This is a genomic window from Pseudoalteromonas sp. T1lg122, assembly GCF_002964825.1.
In the GTDB taxonomy this organism is placed as follows: domain Bacteria; phylum Pseudomonadota; class Gammaproteobacteria; order Enterobacterales; family Alteromonadaceae; genus Pseudoalteromonas; species Pseudoalteromonas gelatinilytica.
In genome coordinates this window covers 374,364-390,800 of record NZ_PQCG01000032.1, presented here as the reverse complement: position 1 = coordinate 390,800, position 16,437 = coordinate 374,364, and the positions used below count along the sequence as shown (strand labels likewise).

At 40.2% G+C, this 16,437-nt stretch carries 16 protein-coding genes; 10 read left to right on the top strand and 6 right to left on the bottom strand.

The features are described from left to right. Nucleotides 1-253: 253 nt before the first annotated feature. Complete coding sequence (locus tag C2M33_RS14240) at nucleotides 254-1,255, top strand: family 43 glycosylhydrolase (protein WP_105174737.1); 1,002 nt, start codon at nucleotides 254-256, stop codon at nucleotides 1,253-1,255. Nucleotides 1,256-1,322: 67 nt separating this feature from the next. Here the strand turns inward: C2M33_RS14240 and C2M33_RS14235 are convergent, their stop codons facing one another. Next, nucleotides 1,323-2,132 (bottom strand): DUF2306 domain-containing protein, encoded by an 810-nt coding sequence (locus tag C2M33_RS14235; RefSeq protein ID WP_063700476.1) that lies wholly within the window; start codon nucleotides 2,130-2,132, stop codon nucleotides 1,323-1,325. A 227-nt stretch (nucleotides 2,133-2,359) separates the two neighbouring features. Here C2M33_RS14235 and C2M33_RS14230 point away from each other — a divergent pair, with 227 nt between their 5' ends. Further along, complete coding sequence (locus C2M33_RS14230) at nucleotides 2,360-3,496, top strand: helix-turn-helix domain-containing protein (protein WP_233999219.1); 1,137 nt, start codon at nucleotides 2,360-2,362, stop codon at nucleotides 3,494-3,496. A 3-nt stretch (nucleotides 3,497-3,499) separates the two neighbouring features. On the opposite strand, the gene C2M33_RS14225 is transcribed toward C2M33_RS14230, so the two are convergent. Beyond that, the gene (locus C2M33_RS14225; RefSeq protein ID WP_105174736.1) at nucleotides 3,500-5,227 is read right to left on the bottom strand and encodes a response regulator; all 1,728 of its coding nucleotides are present in this window, start codon (nucleotides 5,225-5,227) and stop codon (nucleotides 3,500-3,502) included. Between the two features lies 1 nt (nucleotide 5,228). Continuing rightward, nucleotides 5,229-5,768, bottom strand: coding sequence for a heme NO-binding domain-containing protein (locus C2M33_RS14220; RefSeq protein WP_063700472.1), 540 nt, complete (start codon nucleotides 5,766-5,768; stop codon nucleotides 5,229-5,231). A gap of 192 nt (nucleotides 5,769-5,960) precedes the next feature. Here C2M33_RS14220 and C2M33_RS14215 point away from each other — a divergent pair, with 192 nt between their 5' ends. Then, the gene (locus tag C2M33_RS14215) at nucleotides 5,961-7,565 is read left to right on the top strand and encodes a sensor domain-containing diguanylate cyclase (RefSeq protein WP_063700470.1); all 1,605 of its coding nucleotides are present in this window, start codon (nucleotides 5,961-5,963) and stop codon (nucleotides 7,563-7,565) included. A 116-nt stretch (nucleotides 7,566-7,681) separates the two neighbouring features. Then, nucleotides 7,682-9,268 (top strand): RICIN domain-containing protein, encoded by a 1,587-nt coding sequence (locus C2M33_RS14210; protein ID WP_105174734.1) that lies wholly within the window; start codon nucleotides 7,682-7,684, stop codon nucleotides 9,266-9,268. A gap of 57 nt (nucleotides 9,269-9,325) precedes the next feature. On the opposite strand, the gene C2M33_RS14205 is transcribed toward C2M33_RS14210, so the two are convergent. Together C2M33_RS14205 and C2M33_RS14200 are read right to left on the bottom strand one after the other, a co-directional pair. Beyond that, nucleotides 9,326-10,474, bottom strand: coding sequence for a hypothetical protein (locus tag C2M33_RS14205; protein ID WP_063700466.1), 1,149 nt, complete (start codon nucleotides 10,472-10,474; stop codon nucleotides 9,326-9,328). Nucleotides 10,475-10,633: 159 nt separating this feature from the next. Then, nucleotides 10,634-11,404, bottom strand: a complete 771-nt coding sequence (locus tag C2M33_RS14200; RefSeq protein ID WP_105174733.1) for an AraC family transcriptional regulator — start codon at nucleotides 11,402-11,404, stop codon at nucleotides 10,634-10,636. A 156-nt stretch (nucleotides 11,405-11,560) separates the two neighbouring features. Between C2M33_RS14200 and C2M33_RS14195 the strand changes: the two genes are divergently transcribed. After that, nucleotides 11,561-11,809, top strand: a complete 249-nt coding sequence (locus C2M33_RS14195) for a hypothetical protein (protein WP_054560719.1) — start codon at nucleotides 11,561-11,563, stop codon at nucleotides 11,807-11,809. Between the two features lie 44 nt (nucleotides 11,810-11,853). Here the strand turns inward: C2M33_RS14195 and C2M33_RS14190 are convergent, their stop codons facing one another. Further along, nucleotides 11,854-12,504: a tellurite resistance TerB family protein gene (locus C2M33_RS14190; protein ID WP_105174732.1), complete on the bottom strand. Its 651-nt coding sequence runs from the start codon at nucleotides 12,502-12,504 to the stop codon at nucleotides 11,854-11,856. Nucleotides 12,505-12,686: 182 nt separating this feature from the next. Between C2M33_RS14190 and C2M33_RS14185 the strand changes: the two genes are divergently transcribed. From C2M33_RS14185 to corA, 5 genes are all read left to right on the top strand, one after another. Beyond that, complete coding sequence (locus C2M33_RS14185) at nucleotides 12,687-13,070, top strand: hypothetical protein (protein WP_105174731.1); 384 nt, start codon at nucleotides 12,687-12,689, stop codon at nucleotides 13,068-13,070. Between the two features lie 167 nt (nucleotides 13,071-13,237). After that, a complete protein-coding gene (locus C2M33_RS14180; RefSeq protein ID WP_054560716.1) occupies nucleotides 13,238-13,450 on the top strand; it encodes a helix-turn-helix domain-containing protein in 213 nt (70 codons plus the stop codon). Nucleotides 13,451-13,481: 31 nt separating this feature from the next. Beyond that, the gene (locus C2M33_RS14175; protein ID WP_105174730.1) at nucleotides 13,482-14,096 is read left to right on the top strand and encodes a hypothetical protein; all 615 of its coding nucleotides are present in this window, start codon (nucleotides 13,482-13,484) and stop codon (nucleotides 14,094-14,096) included. Nucleotides 14,097-14,124: 28 nt separating this feature from the next. Continuing rightward, nucleotides 14,125-15,354, top strand: coding sequence for a serine hydrolase domain-containing protein (locus C2M33_RS14170; RefSeq protein ID WP_105174729.1), 1,230 nt, complete (start codon nucleotides 14,125-14,127; stop codon nucleotides 15,352-15,354). A 121-nt stretch (nucleotides 15,355-15,475) separates the two neighbouring features. After that, complete coding sequence (corA, locus tag C2M33_RS14165) at nucleotides 15,476-16,432, top strand: magnesium/cobalt transporter CorA (RefSeq protein WP_055021294.1); 957 nt, start codon at nucleotides 15,476-15,478, stop codon at nucleotides 16,430-16,432. Nucleotides 16,433-16,437: the final 5 nt, after the last annotated feature.

Below are 16,437 nucleotides of genomic sequence, written 5' to 3'. Positions count from 1 at the left end.
GGTGGATGGGGATCCCCCTTTTTATTCAAGCAAGTTTGAGGTTTTAGTTTTCCTATAAAGCCTTAAGCTTGCTGCTCCATGTTAAACCTATGCCGTGTAATGCTATTCCTTAACTTTCGCCAATAAAACTTGGACAGCTTATAGTTTGTCCTTACATTTCTTTTCACTGTCTGTTAAAAATGATGTTATATTTGTGTTCTTGTTTAAAAGTAATAAAATAATACAAATTAAAATTTAACGATCAGGTTTCAAGATGACATTACAAACAAATAGTCCGTTAGTAGAGCAGCGTGCCGATCCATTTGTGCATAAGCACAGCGATGGTTTTTATTATTTTACCGGTTCTGTACCAACTTATGATCGCATTGAACTTCGTAAGTCTGCGACATTAGAGGGCTTAAAAGACGCTGAAACCTTTGATATTTGGTTTAAACATGACAGCGGCCCGATGAGCCGTCATATCTGGGCGCCTGAAATTCATTACCTCGATGGCAAATGGTATATCTACTTTGCAGCCAGTGAAGAAGATGATATCTGGGCATTACGCCCGTATGTGCTTGAGTGTAAAGGTCAAGATCCGCTAAATGATGAGTGGGTTGAACTTGGCATGATGCAAGCGGCTGAGGGCGATGAAAAGTCGTTCACTGATTTTTCTTTAGATGCCACTATTTTTGAAAATAACGGTAAGCGTTACTTCTGCTGGGCAGAGAAAACTGGCGGCCAGTTTGCGGCATCAAACCTGTATTTAGCTGAGATGGAATCACCTATTAAACTAAAAACAGCGCAGTTTATGCTGACGACACCAGATTACGATTGGGAACGTGTCGACTTTTGGGTAAACGAAGGCCCGGCAGTGCTTAAAAATAACGGTAAAATCTTCATTGCTTTCTCTGCAAGCGCAACAGGTGCATGTTACTGCATGGGTTATATGGAAGCCGATGAAAACAGCGATTTACTTGATCGTAACTCGTGGACTAAAACACGTATGCCTGTGCTTGAAACAAGTGTTGAAAAGAACATTTTTGGACCAGGTCATAACTGTTTTACAGTGGCTGAAGATGGTGAAACACCACTGTGTATTTACCATGCTCGTGACTATGAGCACGCAGTTGGTGAACCAAGTGTGGTGCCAAAAACAGACACTCGTCCACTTGAAGATATTGTAAAAGATCCGCTTTACGATCCAAACCGCCATGCTCGTGTTATGGAAGTAAAATACGACGAAAATGGCCGTCCACTATTTGAACTGTATTAATTTTATAGTGACGTAAATGAAGTTCATAAAGCCACCAACTTAGGTGGCTTTATTGTATGAGAGTTATTTAGCCAGCAATCGCAGGGTACCAGTTTGCCAAAGTCACCCCAAATAAGCCGATTAAGAACACGATTGATATTAGCGTCATCAAACAGGCAGTGCCGATAGTGATAAACGTAATATTTGTGCGAGCTGCATAGCGGACAAGTTCGGCTATTAAAAGTGGTACTAAGTAAGAGCAAAGGCTAACGGCAAGCACGGCAGGCCCTGTAAATGTAGCGGTATCGACGCCTAAGGTGCCAAATACTAAAAACCATGCAAATATCAGTAATCTAAAAAACAACACACCATTAGCCGCAAGATATAACCGTATAGTCCACTTTTGATGGGCATTGAAGTTACGCGCCCGCGCAGTTTTCACTGCAAATATACTTGATACAATAACCACTAAGCCGCCAAACATTGTCAGCGCATGCATTAAGGTATTACCAACGGTGCCCCTTACTATCATTAAATACATGCCAGCAAATGAAATACAGCAAGCTAAAACAACAAATACACGGCCATTGTAGCGATGAAATGCTCTGTATTTTGCTCTCAATTTTTCAATCAGCTGTAAGCTTCCGCCAAGGATCATCGCTACCGCAAATAATACATGCACTGCATACATCAAATTCCCTGTGGCATCATTAGCAACATAGGCGGTGTTATTAAGTCGGTTCCAACCTGACAGACCTGTAGTTAACCCTGTCATTCCATAACCAAGAATGAGGTAAATCACAAAGCAAGTTTGCGCCATTAGCAGGCTAATAAACCAAAGTTTTTTACTGTATTCGAGCGCTTTAAAAGGTGTGAGTTTGCTATTTTTGTTAAACATCATCAATTCCATTACATTTTTCTAATGCCGCTAATATAAAGGGCTAGAGCAAGATTTCTTCTCAAATTCGAAATTTGATCAATGAAATATTGTGTTTATTTATGAGAACTCACACAGGGTTTGACACATTCACTAACAAACTCTTTTTGCTATGTTGATTTTGAAAAAGTAAGATTACCTGATTGGTAAATAATTCATCAACCACTCAATGTAAGGTATGTCGGGTTATGCAAAATACTTCCCCTTATTACGTGCTCGTTTTTGTTTGTATGGGGCTCATGCTGCTAAATGGCATGAAAAAAGAGAAGCAGCTTATTCATTATCTGTTTGCTGTATTTTGTGGTTCGCTTTGCATGGTTGGTGTGCAAAAAATCAGTGCGCCAAGTATTGGTGTTTATAGTTATTTGATCGGCTTATTTACCTGCGCAACTTGTAATATGTCTTGGCTTATTTCACGCACTTTATTTCGTAAACACACGCCTATTTCTAAGGTACATATTGCTGTAGCAGGCACTATTGCAGGTTTAATTATGTTCAACCAAACTTGGCATTACTTGGTGAGTGTTGATGTGCAAGTTTTCCCTGATAGCCAATTCATGTGGCGTTTAAAGAAGGGTATGGGCGAAATAACGGTGTTGCTATCGTCTAGTATTTTGGTGCTCTCTTTTTGGGAAGCATTACGGGGTTATAAAGAGAAAACACAAACACAAAAGTTGCAGGCAAATATTTTTGCTAGTTGCTACTTTTTAGCGGTATTTAATGCCAGCATTCTGCCTAAGTTTTTATTCAGTGAAAGTGAATTTCAACAATTTGAACCGCTTATAATTACCTCATCTGCATTGTTAATTGTACTTGCAATGCAGTTAGTGATGTTTTTGCAAAAACGTGCCCACAGCAGCGTGCCTGAATCTGATGATATTGAAGTGTTGAACCCTGAAAAGGTAGTGAAAGCTACCAATCAGGCTGAACAATCTGAAAATAATGAGGTAGAGGCTGAGCTTATTACTGGCATAGAAGCACTCATCAATAAGCAGGTTTATTTGCAAACTAATTTGAAAATTTCTGATTTTGCCCAAGCATTAGCAGTACCTGAGTATAAGATCAGCCGGGCTATTCGTTATTATTTTAAAGCCGCAAATTTTAATTTATTTATTAATCAGTACCGAATACAGCATGCGCAAGGGCTGTTACTAAAAGACGAAGCAACTCATTGGAGTATACTCAGTATTGCAATGGAAAGTGGTTTTTCTTCGCTTGCTACCTTCAACCGTGTGTTTAAAAGTATCGTTGGGGTTAACCCAAATGAGTTTCGTAAGCAAAACAACTCATTAGTAGAGCAAAAAATCATAGAGCTTACTGACTAGAAGTTACAGCTGCTTTTGCGTTAAATGCTCTGCAATGACCTCAAACATGGTTTGCACTTCTATTGGCTTGGCTATGTAACCTTGCATTCCTGATTCTTTCGCTTTGGTTAGGTCGGCTTCCATGGTGTTGGCGGTCATGGCGATGATTGGAATATGGGCAAACTTTGACTGCTGTTTAATTTTATTCGCTGCGGTATAACCATCCATTCTTGGCATTTGGCAGTCCATCAAAATACAATCGAATGTGCCTTTTTCTACAGCTTCAATCGCTGCTATGCCATCTTCGGCAATATCAACAACAAAGCCATTTGAGCGCAATATTTGCGATGCGACTTGTTGGTTAAGTGGGTTGTCTTCAACAAGGAGTATTTTTGAGCCTGCGAGCTTTTTAAAGCATGTGTTGTCGACACTGTTATCTTTTTTCGTGGCAATACCCATCACATGCTCGAGGGTTTTTAGTAAGTTTCCTTTAATAATCGGCTTTAATAATATTTCTTCAACGGTTTTATACAGTGTACTCAGCGTGTCTTTAACTTCTTGGTTTTCATAAGATGCGAGGATAATGGTTTTTTTAATGTCGATAGAAAGCTGCTTTTTGAGGTTCTCTAGAATGTTATTTTGTTCGCAGTTTAATACGTGCCAGTCTAAAAAAATAAAGTCGTAGTTGTGACTAATATCACCGTTAGAAAGCTTTTCATCCATGCAATCAATCGTCTGTACATTGATGTCTAATGCATTGAGCATGGTGTTTAAAATAGCTTCAGGTTGGCCGCTTTGCTCAATAATAAGAGCGCGTTTATGTTTGAAAATATCTGTGTCGTGGCTGCTTTGCATAACCGATTGCGAAAATAACACATCAAAACTGAAGCAACTCCCTTTGTTTAATTGGCTTTTAACCTCAATATGACCACCCATAAGCTCGATAATTTTTTTACTAATTACAAGGCCAAGACCTGTGCCACCAAATTTACGGGTTGTTGAAACATCGGCTTGTGAAAAAGGCTTAAACACACTATTAACTTGCTCTTGAGACATGCCAATACCTTGGTCAATGACTTGAAAATTAATACAAATACTGGTATCGGTTTGTGATTTTATTGTCATTTTTAGCGTGACATTTTGCTGGTTTGAAAACTTAATGGCATTGCTCAGTAAATTTAATAAAACTTGATTGAGCCTAAGAGCGTCACCGATTAAAAATTCGGGTATGTCATCGTCAATTTCAAAAATGACTTCGATGTTATTTTTCTCAATTAAGCTACTGGCTAAATTAGCTAGGTTAGCGAGAAAGTCGTTCAAGTTAAAATCACTGTTTTCAAGTTCGAGCTTGTTGGCTTCTATTTTAGAAAAATCGAGAATGTCATTAATAATCCCAAGCAGTGATTTGGCCGACAGTTGGATTTTCTCGACGTAATCATATTGCTTGTCGGTTAATTCAGTATCGAGGGCGAGGTGTGCCATGCCTAAAATTGCATTCATAGGGGTGCGGATTTCGTGACTCATATTCGCTAAAAACATTGATTTAGCTTGGTTGGCAGCATCGGCCATCTCTTTTGCTTTATTCAAATCTTGGGTGCGAAGAATAACTTCTTTTTCTAGATTTTCGGCCGCATGTTTTAGCGTCATATTGGCTTCATATAACTCTAAGGACTTCTGTTCTAACAAGGCTTCGGCTTGTTTTCTAGCCTGGCGCTCTCGTTCTATTCTACGTTTGTAGAGTTCTTCATCCACACTAATCTTCTTTTGTTAGAGTAAAGGTTGCCGACATATGATCAGCGCTTATATCCTTTTTAATCGTAATTTTTTCATTAAATTTTTCACACGCACCTTCAATTAATCCACCTGCTAAACAGGCGAAAGGGTTTCCAGAGCGATAGAACATTTGCATTTTGCGCTCACTAATACGTTTTGTTTCAAAGCTTGGTAACTCAGCGTCGCTATAAAGCTTTTTAACTTCTACATGAACATGGCGGTCGATGGTATCTAAAAAGTCAAACGTAGTTGAAACACTGGTGAAAAAGTGAGGAAAAAGGATAAAAAAACGATTTAATAAATACTTACCATAGTGCGTGGCTAATTGTTCTGCAGGCGTATTGACGTGCTTACTTAACGAAGTAATAAGCATGATCATTTCAGCGTTGTCGTAATTACCAACACTGGTATAGGCCCCATTTGAAGCAAGTGAGTTTTCTTCAATGATTTTGTCTGCCACTTCATAAGAAAATTCATTTTCGACCATTTCTAAAAACTCGGTAAAGACGATACCTTTCATACAGTAGCCCTTCAAAATTTCATACTAAAAGTTTAGATATAAACAGGGATTTTACAATTTATCAGTCACCAACTTTAGTAGAGGTTCTGCCTTTATGAGGCTGATTTATTAAAGCTTGGCAAGCAAACTGAGTAAACGTGGTTATACTTTTTAATACTAATGTACTTTTTATTCTGCTTGGTTTGGTATTTTATGGTGATTGGTGCGAGGCTCAAAAAACGCTTATTACTTGCTTTCACCGCGGCGTGCTTTGCTATTTTGTTGGCGCAAACAATTATTCGGCATTTTTGGATTTTGCCAACGTTTGAAGCGATGACAAAACAAAATGATCGGATTGATATTCAGCGCGTTGAGTCACAACTTCAGCAAGAGATTGATGCGCTGTCAAAAATGGTCTTTGACAGCGCTGCTTGGGATACCATGTATGAAGCTGCACAGCAACGTGATACCCAGTGGTTTAATAGTGACTATGTTATTGCAGACGCATTACAACGATTAGACGTAAATGGTTGGTATTTATATGATACACAGGCAAATATCATCGGCGGTGGCAGTTTTAATAATGATTATAAGCCTTACTCACCAACGATTTTAGAAACCCCAAATTTGTTGATAGAAAACAACCTAATAATCTTATCTGGCGATATAGATAATAGCCAATCTGAGTTAACTCATAAAGTCCGGTTTATTACCATAGATAACACGCCTGCCGTCACCGTCGCTTACAATGTAACGAAGTCCGATGGCACAGGTGAATTTGTGGCGACATTATTGCTTTGGAGCTTTATTGATGAAGACTTTGTCGAAAATCTAACACCAGGGTTAGCAAATGATATTAGCTTTTATGGCACTGATGAAGCACCAAAATATAAGGAACATCTAATTAGGGTGTTTGGTGAAAAAAGGAGTGCAGTCGAGACGACTCAATACAATCGGCGGCTTTACTTAGGAGTCAATGACCAAGCAGGAGACTTACTGTTTGTACTATCTATCGCATCTCGTGAACGGACTTACGACCGAAGCTTGTTTGATAGCTCTCTAATTACCGGTTTATTGATTTCTGGTTCAGTGTTTATTTTGTTTTATTTATATATAAATCAACAAGTTTTAAGGCCACTCAGAAAGCTTTATATATTGGTGAATTCAGCAATACGTAATAACGATTTTAGCGCTCGGGATGAGTATTTTGGTAATAACGAATTGCACCAGCTCGGGCGAGGTATGAATGAGTTATTCACTCTGATAGAAAATCAACGTGCAGAAATACTAGAGCGCCACCAGAAGTTAAAACATATCAGTAATACCGACTCAATGACGACGCTTGCCAATCGTCGGGCATTGGATAAACATTTTGCAATGCTTGCCAGCGATACAGATTTAGCTTCGCAACCTATCTCAATGATTGTCGCCGATATCGATCATTTTAAACTCTACAATGACTACTATGGACATGATCAAGGTGACAAAGCGTTATGTGAAGTCGCCAATCTTCTTAAGGAAAATACCCAGCCAAGTAATCACTTTGTTGCCCGTTATGGCGGCGAAGAATTTGTAATTGTGCTCAGCAATACAGATAAGCAGGAGGCACTCAAAGTGGCTGAAACGCTACGAAACGCTGTTGTAACGGCACAGATTACCCACCAAGGTCGTGCAGACTTAAGCTATGTTACCTTATCGATAGGTGTTGCCAGTAAGGCTGCTAATGAGGCGTTTGATTCAGATAGCTTGTTTAAAATAGCAGATGACGCGCTTTATAAAGCGAAAAAGCAAGGTCGAAATTGCTGCGTTGCTGGGTGATTTTTAACATTTGTTTACATAAAATAAACATAAATGAGTGCTTTTGGGTACGGATAAATTAAACTATCTCTTTAATAATGTAATTTTATATTACAAATATAATAAAGGAGATAGTCTTGAAGATTTTAAACCAAACTAAACTGTTAGCATTATGCCTACTAGCAGTTGCGTGTTTTGCTCAGAGTGCTGTTCATGCACAACAGTGTAGTGCTATGCCTGAATCTGGCACTGTATATTCCATTATTAATAGAGGCTCTGGCCTTGCACTTGATGTAAATACCAGTGATTCTAGCTCAGCCCCGAATATTATTAGCTACGAATACTGGGGTGGAAATAACCAAAAGTTTCAGCTTATTCAAGAAGCAGATGGCTATTGGATTATACGCTCTAAATTTAACAATAAAGTTCTTGATGTGTTGAACTCATCGCAATCAAATGGTGCAAATATAATTGCTTATGATGATTGGCAAGGGGCTAATCAACGTTGGTTGTTAAAAGCATCTTCATCGGGCGGCTTTAATATCGTCAATAAGTTAACTGGTAAATCTTTGACAGTTGCAGGCTCAAATAATACTGCAAATGTTTATCAAAATGATGATGCTGGGATCAGTGCACAAAGATGGTTTATTAATCCAGTAAATGGCGACTGTGGGACTACCGGAACCACTCCCAGTGACTTAATAGGCTTTGCATCTCAAGCAGGTCAAGATGGATTGAGCACAACGACCGGTGGTGGTAATAACACTGCCATCACAGTATATAGCTGTGATGATTTAAGTACTGCATTGAGTTCTGGCTCTGCTGCGGTTATTCAGGTCCCAGATAACACAGTGATTGATTGTCGAACTGCGAACAGAACGGTACCAGCTTGTCCACTTGATTGTGGTCAATGGGGAGATTACGGTAAAACGTGGTACAGAATTCCCGTTGGTAATCAAAGCTGTAGTGAGTTGGGAAGTAGCTCAAACTCAACCGTGAATGTTACCCGTAATGATAGACGTATCATTGTGCAATCAAATAAAACACTGCAAGGGTTAGGTAAAAACTCGAAAATAATCGGTGCCAGCCTCGTTATTAGCAAGCAGAGAAATATTATTATTAAGAACATTATGCTTGAAGATATTAATCCTGCGCTTGTTGAAGCAGGTGATGCTATTTCAATAGATGATAGTAGTCATGTATGGGTTGATCACATGGCATTTAATAAAATAAGTGATGGATATATTGATGTCGACAATAGTCAAAACGTTACCTTAAGTTGGAATCGTTTTTATGGATATAACCCCCAAGTTTGCGCCAACCAGCATTGGTATACCCATTTATTTAGAAACTCTCAAATAACAGCACATCACAATTTTTGGGATACAGCAGCAGGGCGAAATCCTAAAGTGGATGGCTATAATTCACGCGTGCATATGTTTAATAATTACTGGAAGAACATTACTTATTTCTCAATTAGTGCGGGGAATGGCGCTGAGGTTTTAGTGGAAAATAATTACTTTGAAAATTCAGCAAAACCTCACTGGAATCAAGGCTCTGGTTATTTTAGTGCCTCAGGGAATGTTTACACTGGAAGTTCTGCAACTGATCAATATCGTGATAGCGGAGCAACAGTATTTGGTGATATTCAACTTTACCCATACCGCTTGGATGATCCAAATTCTTTGGGCAGTAAAGTGAATGGCGGAACAGGTCCACAATAACTATCAATTGTGAGTTGGAAAAAGCTCAGCTATTACTTTATAGCTGAGCTTAACGCTTTAAATTGCAACTAAGCTTTGCTCAAGCATTGCTTTAATTTGCTTAACAATTTTAGCTTCTGTTTCTGGCTCAAATTGTTGAATACGTGGGGTGTGAATATGCCCTGTAGGGATGTCTGAATTAAGCTCATCACGTAGGCGAATACTACGATACGAAATTTCATTTGATAAGTAGCCGCCGCCACCGCCTTTTACTGCAATCGCACCTTCTAACTCTTTAAGTGATTGTGGCTCAAATGCTTTTTCAAGCGTAACGACTTTGTGATTGTCGTTGATTGGGAATGGCCCTTTGGCTTGTTGCATCTGCTTAACTGGTAAGCTGAAAGTGACAAACTCATTGCCCGGAAGAGGGCGGTCGTTTAGGCTCGAAATTTTCGGTGCAGTGGCTGTGCCGCCATACACAATGTTGGCGTTATCGGGTGCCGTTACACTGCGGCGTTTACCCGGAAAGCGTTCAAGATCAAAGTCTTTGCTGCCCATACTGATAGTGGCAATCATATCGACATTGTTAAGTGCATAATATGGCGCAAGTAATGATTCGATAATACCTTGGTCAAAGTCTTCGTAGCGTACTGGCACCATCACCGTATTGATCTCAGCGCTAATGCCATTGTAATTAATCACTTGGCCATCAAGTAATAATGCTGCAACACCGGATGGGTTACTTTGATTAATATTTCTATCTAATAAGAAGGGATCAAAACCTGTAATTAAAATGCGTTTGTCGGTTTTTTTACTGTAATCAAGGTCGGTGCGGCCACGGCTGCCATTTTCGAGCATTGTTAATAACGCGGTTTGTTCGCTGTCGGTCATTGCAAACTGGGGTTTGCTGGTACGAATAATCTTGCTTGAAAGTAAACGCGCCCAATACAGCTCTCGGTCGTCGAAGCTGTTGGTTTTAATTATACGTGCTTTGGCATCGCGCCATAATTGTTTAGCGTAATCATCAATAAGATCACTTGCTTGCTGATAATTAGCGGCAGCTTGCCACTGTTTTTCAAATTGGTTCACTTCATCAGAAAAAGCATTTAACACCTTTGGCATGGCTTTGCTGGCTTTTTCAATACGCAGTTCTTCAACGGTTAAATTGGCTGCAAATGCAGTAAATGACGAGGCGATTAAACCGGTGGCAAGTAAAACTTTTTTCATGATTATCCTATTTAGTTACAGCACGTTTAGTAGGCTTGGCTTAACTATCCTATGGATAAATGCCAAGCGCAAATAAAATCGCTCAGTATCAATTCTGTCTAGCACAGAAAATTAAACAGCCCAGTGGTACTTTAATTATTGGCTTCGTTATTTCGGGGACTAGCGCAAAATAAGCTTTGTTTGTTTAGTTTGAGAATCTTTTAATAACTTGCGGTATTTTGCTGGGGTGATGTGCATTATCGCTTTGAATTCTTTAATTAAATGAGGCTGATCGGTAAAGCCACATTCAAGTGCAATGTCTGCAAAACTCATTTCAGGGTTATCTTTAATTGCTTGTTTAGCAAGTTTTACTCGGTAAATACGCTCAAAATACTTAGGGGTAACGCCGCATTGATCCTTAACTTGCCTTTCGAGCTGACGTTGACTGAGAGGGGCTAGTTGGTAAGCAGTCTCGAGTGGTGTTAACTCAATAAGATTGCGGATAAGGTGCTTTGAGTGTCTGTTACTGTGGTTAATGCTTTTATTATCAGTAAAGTGGCGGCTAATAAGCGCAACAAACACGGCTAAGCTGGCATTATATTGCAGACCTAGTGCAATTTCAGATAGGGACTGCTCTGCAAGGAGTGGGTGAGCGTTTCGCTTTAGTTCAGACAATACGGTTGGGTTAAAACGAATACCACAAAACTGTGCATCGTGTGAAAATGTGACTTTAGATGCTTGAGTCGATGTTTCTTGCACTGCATAAGGAGCAGCAAGCGGCTTGTCATCCAGTAAAACTTCACCAATAACAGGAAACACAAGCCCTGTGGCACCATCGCAGGCAAGCCATTGCTCTCCTTGAGAGTGCGCTGTGGCATACCAAATAGCTTGTATGCTATCGGCAAGATTGCCCTTTGGGGTCATTAATTCGAGCGTTAAATGGTTACTCATTAAACTTCACTGCCTCTATCGATAGCGAAAGTATCATCAATTGAATAGCGTTGTGTCAATTTTTAGTCCAAAAGTAAGCTAGATTAGGAGCTGTTATTCGCACCCTGTTTTTAATCCTGCTATGCTACGCCCATTAGCAATCACTGAGTATTTGAGATGATTAACGATAACGATGTAATTGAAACATTAGACGAGTTAGAAACATTTTTACGCCTAGTTGAAACTGGTGGTTTAGGGCTTGAGAATGTAACAGGTGTTGCCCTTGCAACCAATAATAGTGATGGCCGCCCATTTATTGCGGTACTTGATGATAAACATCAACTTTTACTTGGCCGTTACGTGACTAGTGAAGTGTATGAAAACGGTAAAGATATGGTGCGTTACGGCACTAAAAAACCGCATTAATCATTACTGGTTACGAGTTAAAGTGGGGCGAAGACGCCCCATTTTTATTGGTATTCGGCAAGCTCTCTGTGAATGCTCATTACCAGTTCACTAGGAATGCATAATTGATTAGCAAGCGTGTCTAAGTAGTGTTTAGAAATAGCTTGGTTTAAATCAATTGCGCTGGCACTAGCTGCATATACTTCAATACCCATTTGTGCGTTAGGCACAGCGGCAACTAACTCTGACAGTTGCATTGGCTTTCTTAGCTCATCAAACAGCATGGCCTTTTCTTGCACAGACAATTGCATTGTTTCTACTTGTGCGAAGATTTTTTGTCTTTCTGTTTCATCAATGTGGCCATCTGCATAGGCGGCTGCAATCATAGCGCGCATGAGTAATAATTGCCCATCATTGTGATTATCGTCGATTGCATCAGTAAATGACTGCTCGGGCAGCGTGGCGGGGGTAAAATCAAAACCACGAGAACTAGTTTGCTGAACTGGAGCCGCTTTTTGTTCTGAGTATTGTTTATAGGCTTTCCAGGCAAGGCCACCGACAGCAGCAAGCGCACCATATTTTACGGTTTTTTTACTGCTTTTTTTACTTTTTCCGCCCATTAAGCTCGTTAGTCCGCCGCCAGCAACGCCTCCTAAAAAACCACTCAGCGCACCTGATTTATTTAAATTACCCACTAACTTTTGTAAGTCTTTCATTGTTCTCTCCTTGCAGTAATGTGCCCAGACTAGGTGATTTAAAATGAAAAGGAAACGAGATAAATGTTACAAAACACATCAGCTAACAATTATCTGCTTTAGGTACTTATCTTTAGCTTGCTTAAAATACACCCAGTACTATAAGTTAGGGTTTCTGTTTAATTAATAATAAGGAAAAACTCATGGCAGATAATTACACACCACCTGAAGCAAGCCTTCAGATGGCATCTGAAAATAACTCAGGGCAGGGGAAGGTAGACGATTTACCCGAGGGCATTAAAGGCTTTAGTTGGGGCGCTTTCTTGCTAAGTTGGATTTGGGCAATTGGCAACAGCACTTGGATTGGCTTATTGGCCTTAGTGCCTTATGTTGGTTTTATTGTATCGGTGTATTTGGGCTTTAAAGGCCGAGAAATGGCATGGCAAAATAAACGTTGGGATAGCGTTGAGCATTTTCAACGAGTACAAAAACAATGGTCATTTTGGGGCGTATTGATCATTGGTGGCATATTTTTATTGGGTATTGTAGCGGCGATAGCTATCCCTGCTTACCAAGCCAATGTCTAACTTATAAATAGAGCGAAAAGCCAGTATTTACTGGCTTTTTTTATGCCTGAAATGGTCAAATAATGGGTTTAATTACTTACTGAGTTATTATGTTTTTCATTCTTTATTTTATGATAATCGTAAAATAAAGTTTGACAATCATAAATCCGCTGTGTACTTTTTAGGCTATGAAAATACGAATCAACCTAGATATAGAATTGGCAAAGAACAAAATGCAGCTGAAAGAGCTATCTCAGCGCATTGATATTTCAATGACCAATTTATCATTACTAAAAAACGGAAAAGTGAAAGCGATCCGCTTTAGTACCCTTGAAGCTATTTGTGAAGAGCTTAATTGCCAACCCGGCGATATTTTGGTGTACGAACGCGATAGCGAATAACTTTACAACGCAACAGGATTTTGGAGGGCATATGCTCAACCGTGACTATTTACTACCCGGCATAGCAGCAGGATTACTCGCTGTGATTTTTCCCATGTACTGGATTTCAGTATTTGGCGAAACACTCGATGGCTTAGGAGAGGCGCTTAAGCTTGATTTACAAAGCTTAAACTTTTCAGACCTTGTGTTCGTGCTTATCGGTGCACTTGAAATTTATGTGTATCTGAGTTTACGCAAGGCACTAAAAGATATGTTCGATGTTGAAGGTGTACGCATACTGTTATGTGTGCTTGCGGTGCTGGTATTAGCTTTTCATGCCACTGTGTTATGCGATGTTTATCTTGCTGTTGCAGGTGATAAAGCATCGAATGATGTAATAGAAAGTATTTCAATTATTGCCATGGCGGTCTCTGCTGGGAGTTTAGGCTTGTATGCGTTAGTGGGTTTGATAACAGCCGCTTTATTACTGACAAAGCGCCATGGTATGTCATCGTTGCTAACGGTGTTTTCTATCCTAATGTTGCTGATGTGCATCTTACAGTTAACGGTGATTTTTGCTTATTTAAATGTGTTTTTATTCCCAGCAGCACTATTAATTTTAATGGTGTTCTTTATCAAAAAGCCTGAACAAATCGAAGTGATTTAATAACGCGTTGTAATACAAGGAATAGAGTATGAGCTGGTTTAAAACGATTCTGTTAACGCTATTTTTGTCATCTGTTTGGGCTGCTACCTGTGTATATGGTGGTGTCAGTGGTTGGTTTTTAAAACCTATTGCCGAAACGGGCAACACTGAGCAGTTTATTGCTAATAGCCAGGCGCTGATTGCCAACAAACACGCAAATATCGCTTATGTTTTGATTGAAAATGGCCAAGTGATTTTTCAAGATTACTCAAAAAGCAAAGATGAAATAACCGCCAATACTCTGTTCCCCGTGGCATCACTGAGTAAATTTATTACCGCCTATGGCGTGATGACTCTGGCTGAGCAACAACAAATTCGTTTAGATCGCGCGATTAATGAGCAACTCACGGGCTGGCAGTTACCTGAATCAGAGTTTGATAATCAAACTGTTAGCCTTGCTCATCTGTTATCTCATACTGCGGGGCTTGGTGATGGTTTAGGCTTTGCTGATATTGAGCTAAATGAAACCGTACCAAGCTTGCTTGAGTCACTAAACAAGCCGCTATCATCAACGGGTGTGCGTGAAATTAAAGTCACCAAGCCTGTGGGCGATTTTCAGTATTCTGGGGGCGGCTATTTGATGCTGGAGCTGCTGGTAGAAGAGAAAACGAATCAACGCTTTGCAACTTGGATGGCTGATAACGTCTTTAAGCCAGTTAATATGACTGATGCCAGTTACGATGTACTCACTGAGTTAGACAATATCGCACCTGCTTATGATAAAAGCGGGCAAGCTGCTGGGCATTTTCAATACGCATCGGCAGCGGCAACAGGCTTACTGGCAAGTAGCCATGACTTGATCGCTTTAGTGCAAGCATTAACATCACCTCAAACAGGGCAGTTAAGCCCGCAAATGATCAGTACCATGCGAGAGCCATTGGCTATTAGCTTAGGCGCACCAATTTGGGGGCTAGGTACCATGCTTTATGCGCCAACAGCATCGGGAGATTTTGTGTTTGGCCATGACGGCGCAAATGAACCGGCAATAAATAGCACGCTTCGCATTAACCCAGATAACAATGATGCAATCATCGTACTTAGTAGCGGCGGTGAACATATTGCATCAAAACTCGGGTATGAATGGACGCTTTGGCAAACCGGTTACCCCGACTTTTTAGCGTTTGATGTTGCCCTGCAAAGTGCTTTTGTACCTTGCTTATTAGGCCTTGGCATCATCTTGATAGGTATGCTTGTGGTGCGCTTCAAAAAAGCGAAATAAGCAATTGATGTTAGGTTTAAATTATTTTTCTGCTTTACCCGGTAATTAGTAGCATTGTCATTGTTCATTAACGTGAACAGCTATAGTATTTGCTATACATTGATTATTCAGGGTAGGGCGCATGTTACGATTTTTTTCTATAGACCAAGGTGTGATCACAGAAACTGAGCCAGCTGCTGATACACCGCTTGTTACTTCTATTAAAAATGCCCACTGGATTGATACCATAAATCCGACCGAAGAAGAACGGCAAGCGCTGGCAAGCACGCTTAATATCACCTTACCCGGTGCTGATGATGTTGAAGAAATCGAGGCCTCTTCCCGTTGTTTTATCGACCATGAAGGCTTGCATGTGCATGCGCTTTTCATGTCACCAAATGAAGGGCGCTTTAATACGGTAACCGTGGCTTGTTTACTACAAGACAACTGCTTGCTGACAATCCGCGATGATGAACTAGCCGATTTTCGTCTTTTACGACTGCGTGCTCGGAAAGGGCAGGTAGCGTGTGATAATCCAAAGCAACTTTTGGTGACTTTATTTGACCAAAAAGTCGAAAACCACGCTGACATGCTTGAAGACATGCATCACCAGTTAGAAAAACTCAGTGCCTATGTACTTGAAGAGGATGACTCAGACTTAGAAGAAGCTGTTAGTCGAATTTCGCGCCTTGAAGATAATAACGGTAAAGTGCGTTTATGTTTGATGGATACGCGCCGGAATATCTCGTTTTTACTGCGCCACCTAGGAGCGCCGACAGAAGACCGCGAATCACTACGTGAAATTGTACTCGATATTGATACCCTTATGTCTCACTGTACATTTTTGTTTGATAAGGTGAATTTCTTAATGGACTCGACTCAGGGTTTTATTAACATCGAACAAAACCAAATTATAAAAACCTTCTCTATCGCCTCAGTGGTGTTTTTACCGCCGACCGTTGTCGCCAGTATCTATGGGATGAATTTTAACAGCATGCCTGAACTGCAATGGGCATGGGGTTACCCGTTTGCAATTGGCATTATGTTGCTGTCTGGCTTTGCACCTTACTTGTTCTTTAAACATAAAGGTTGGTTGTAACAAAG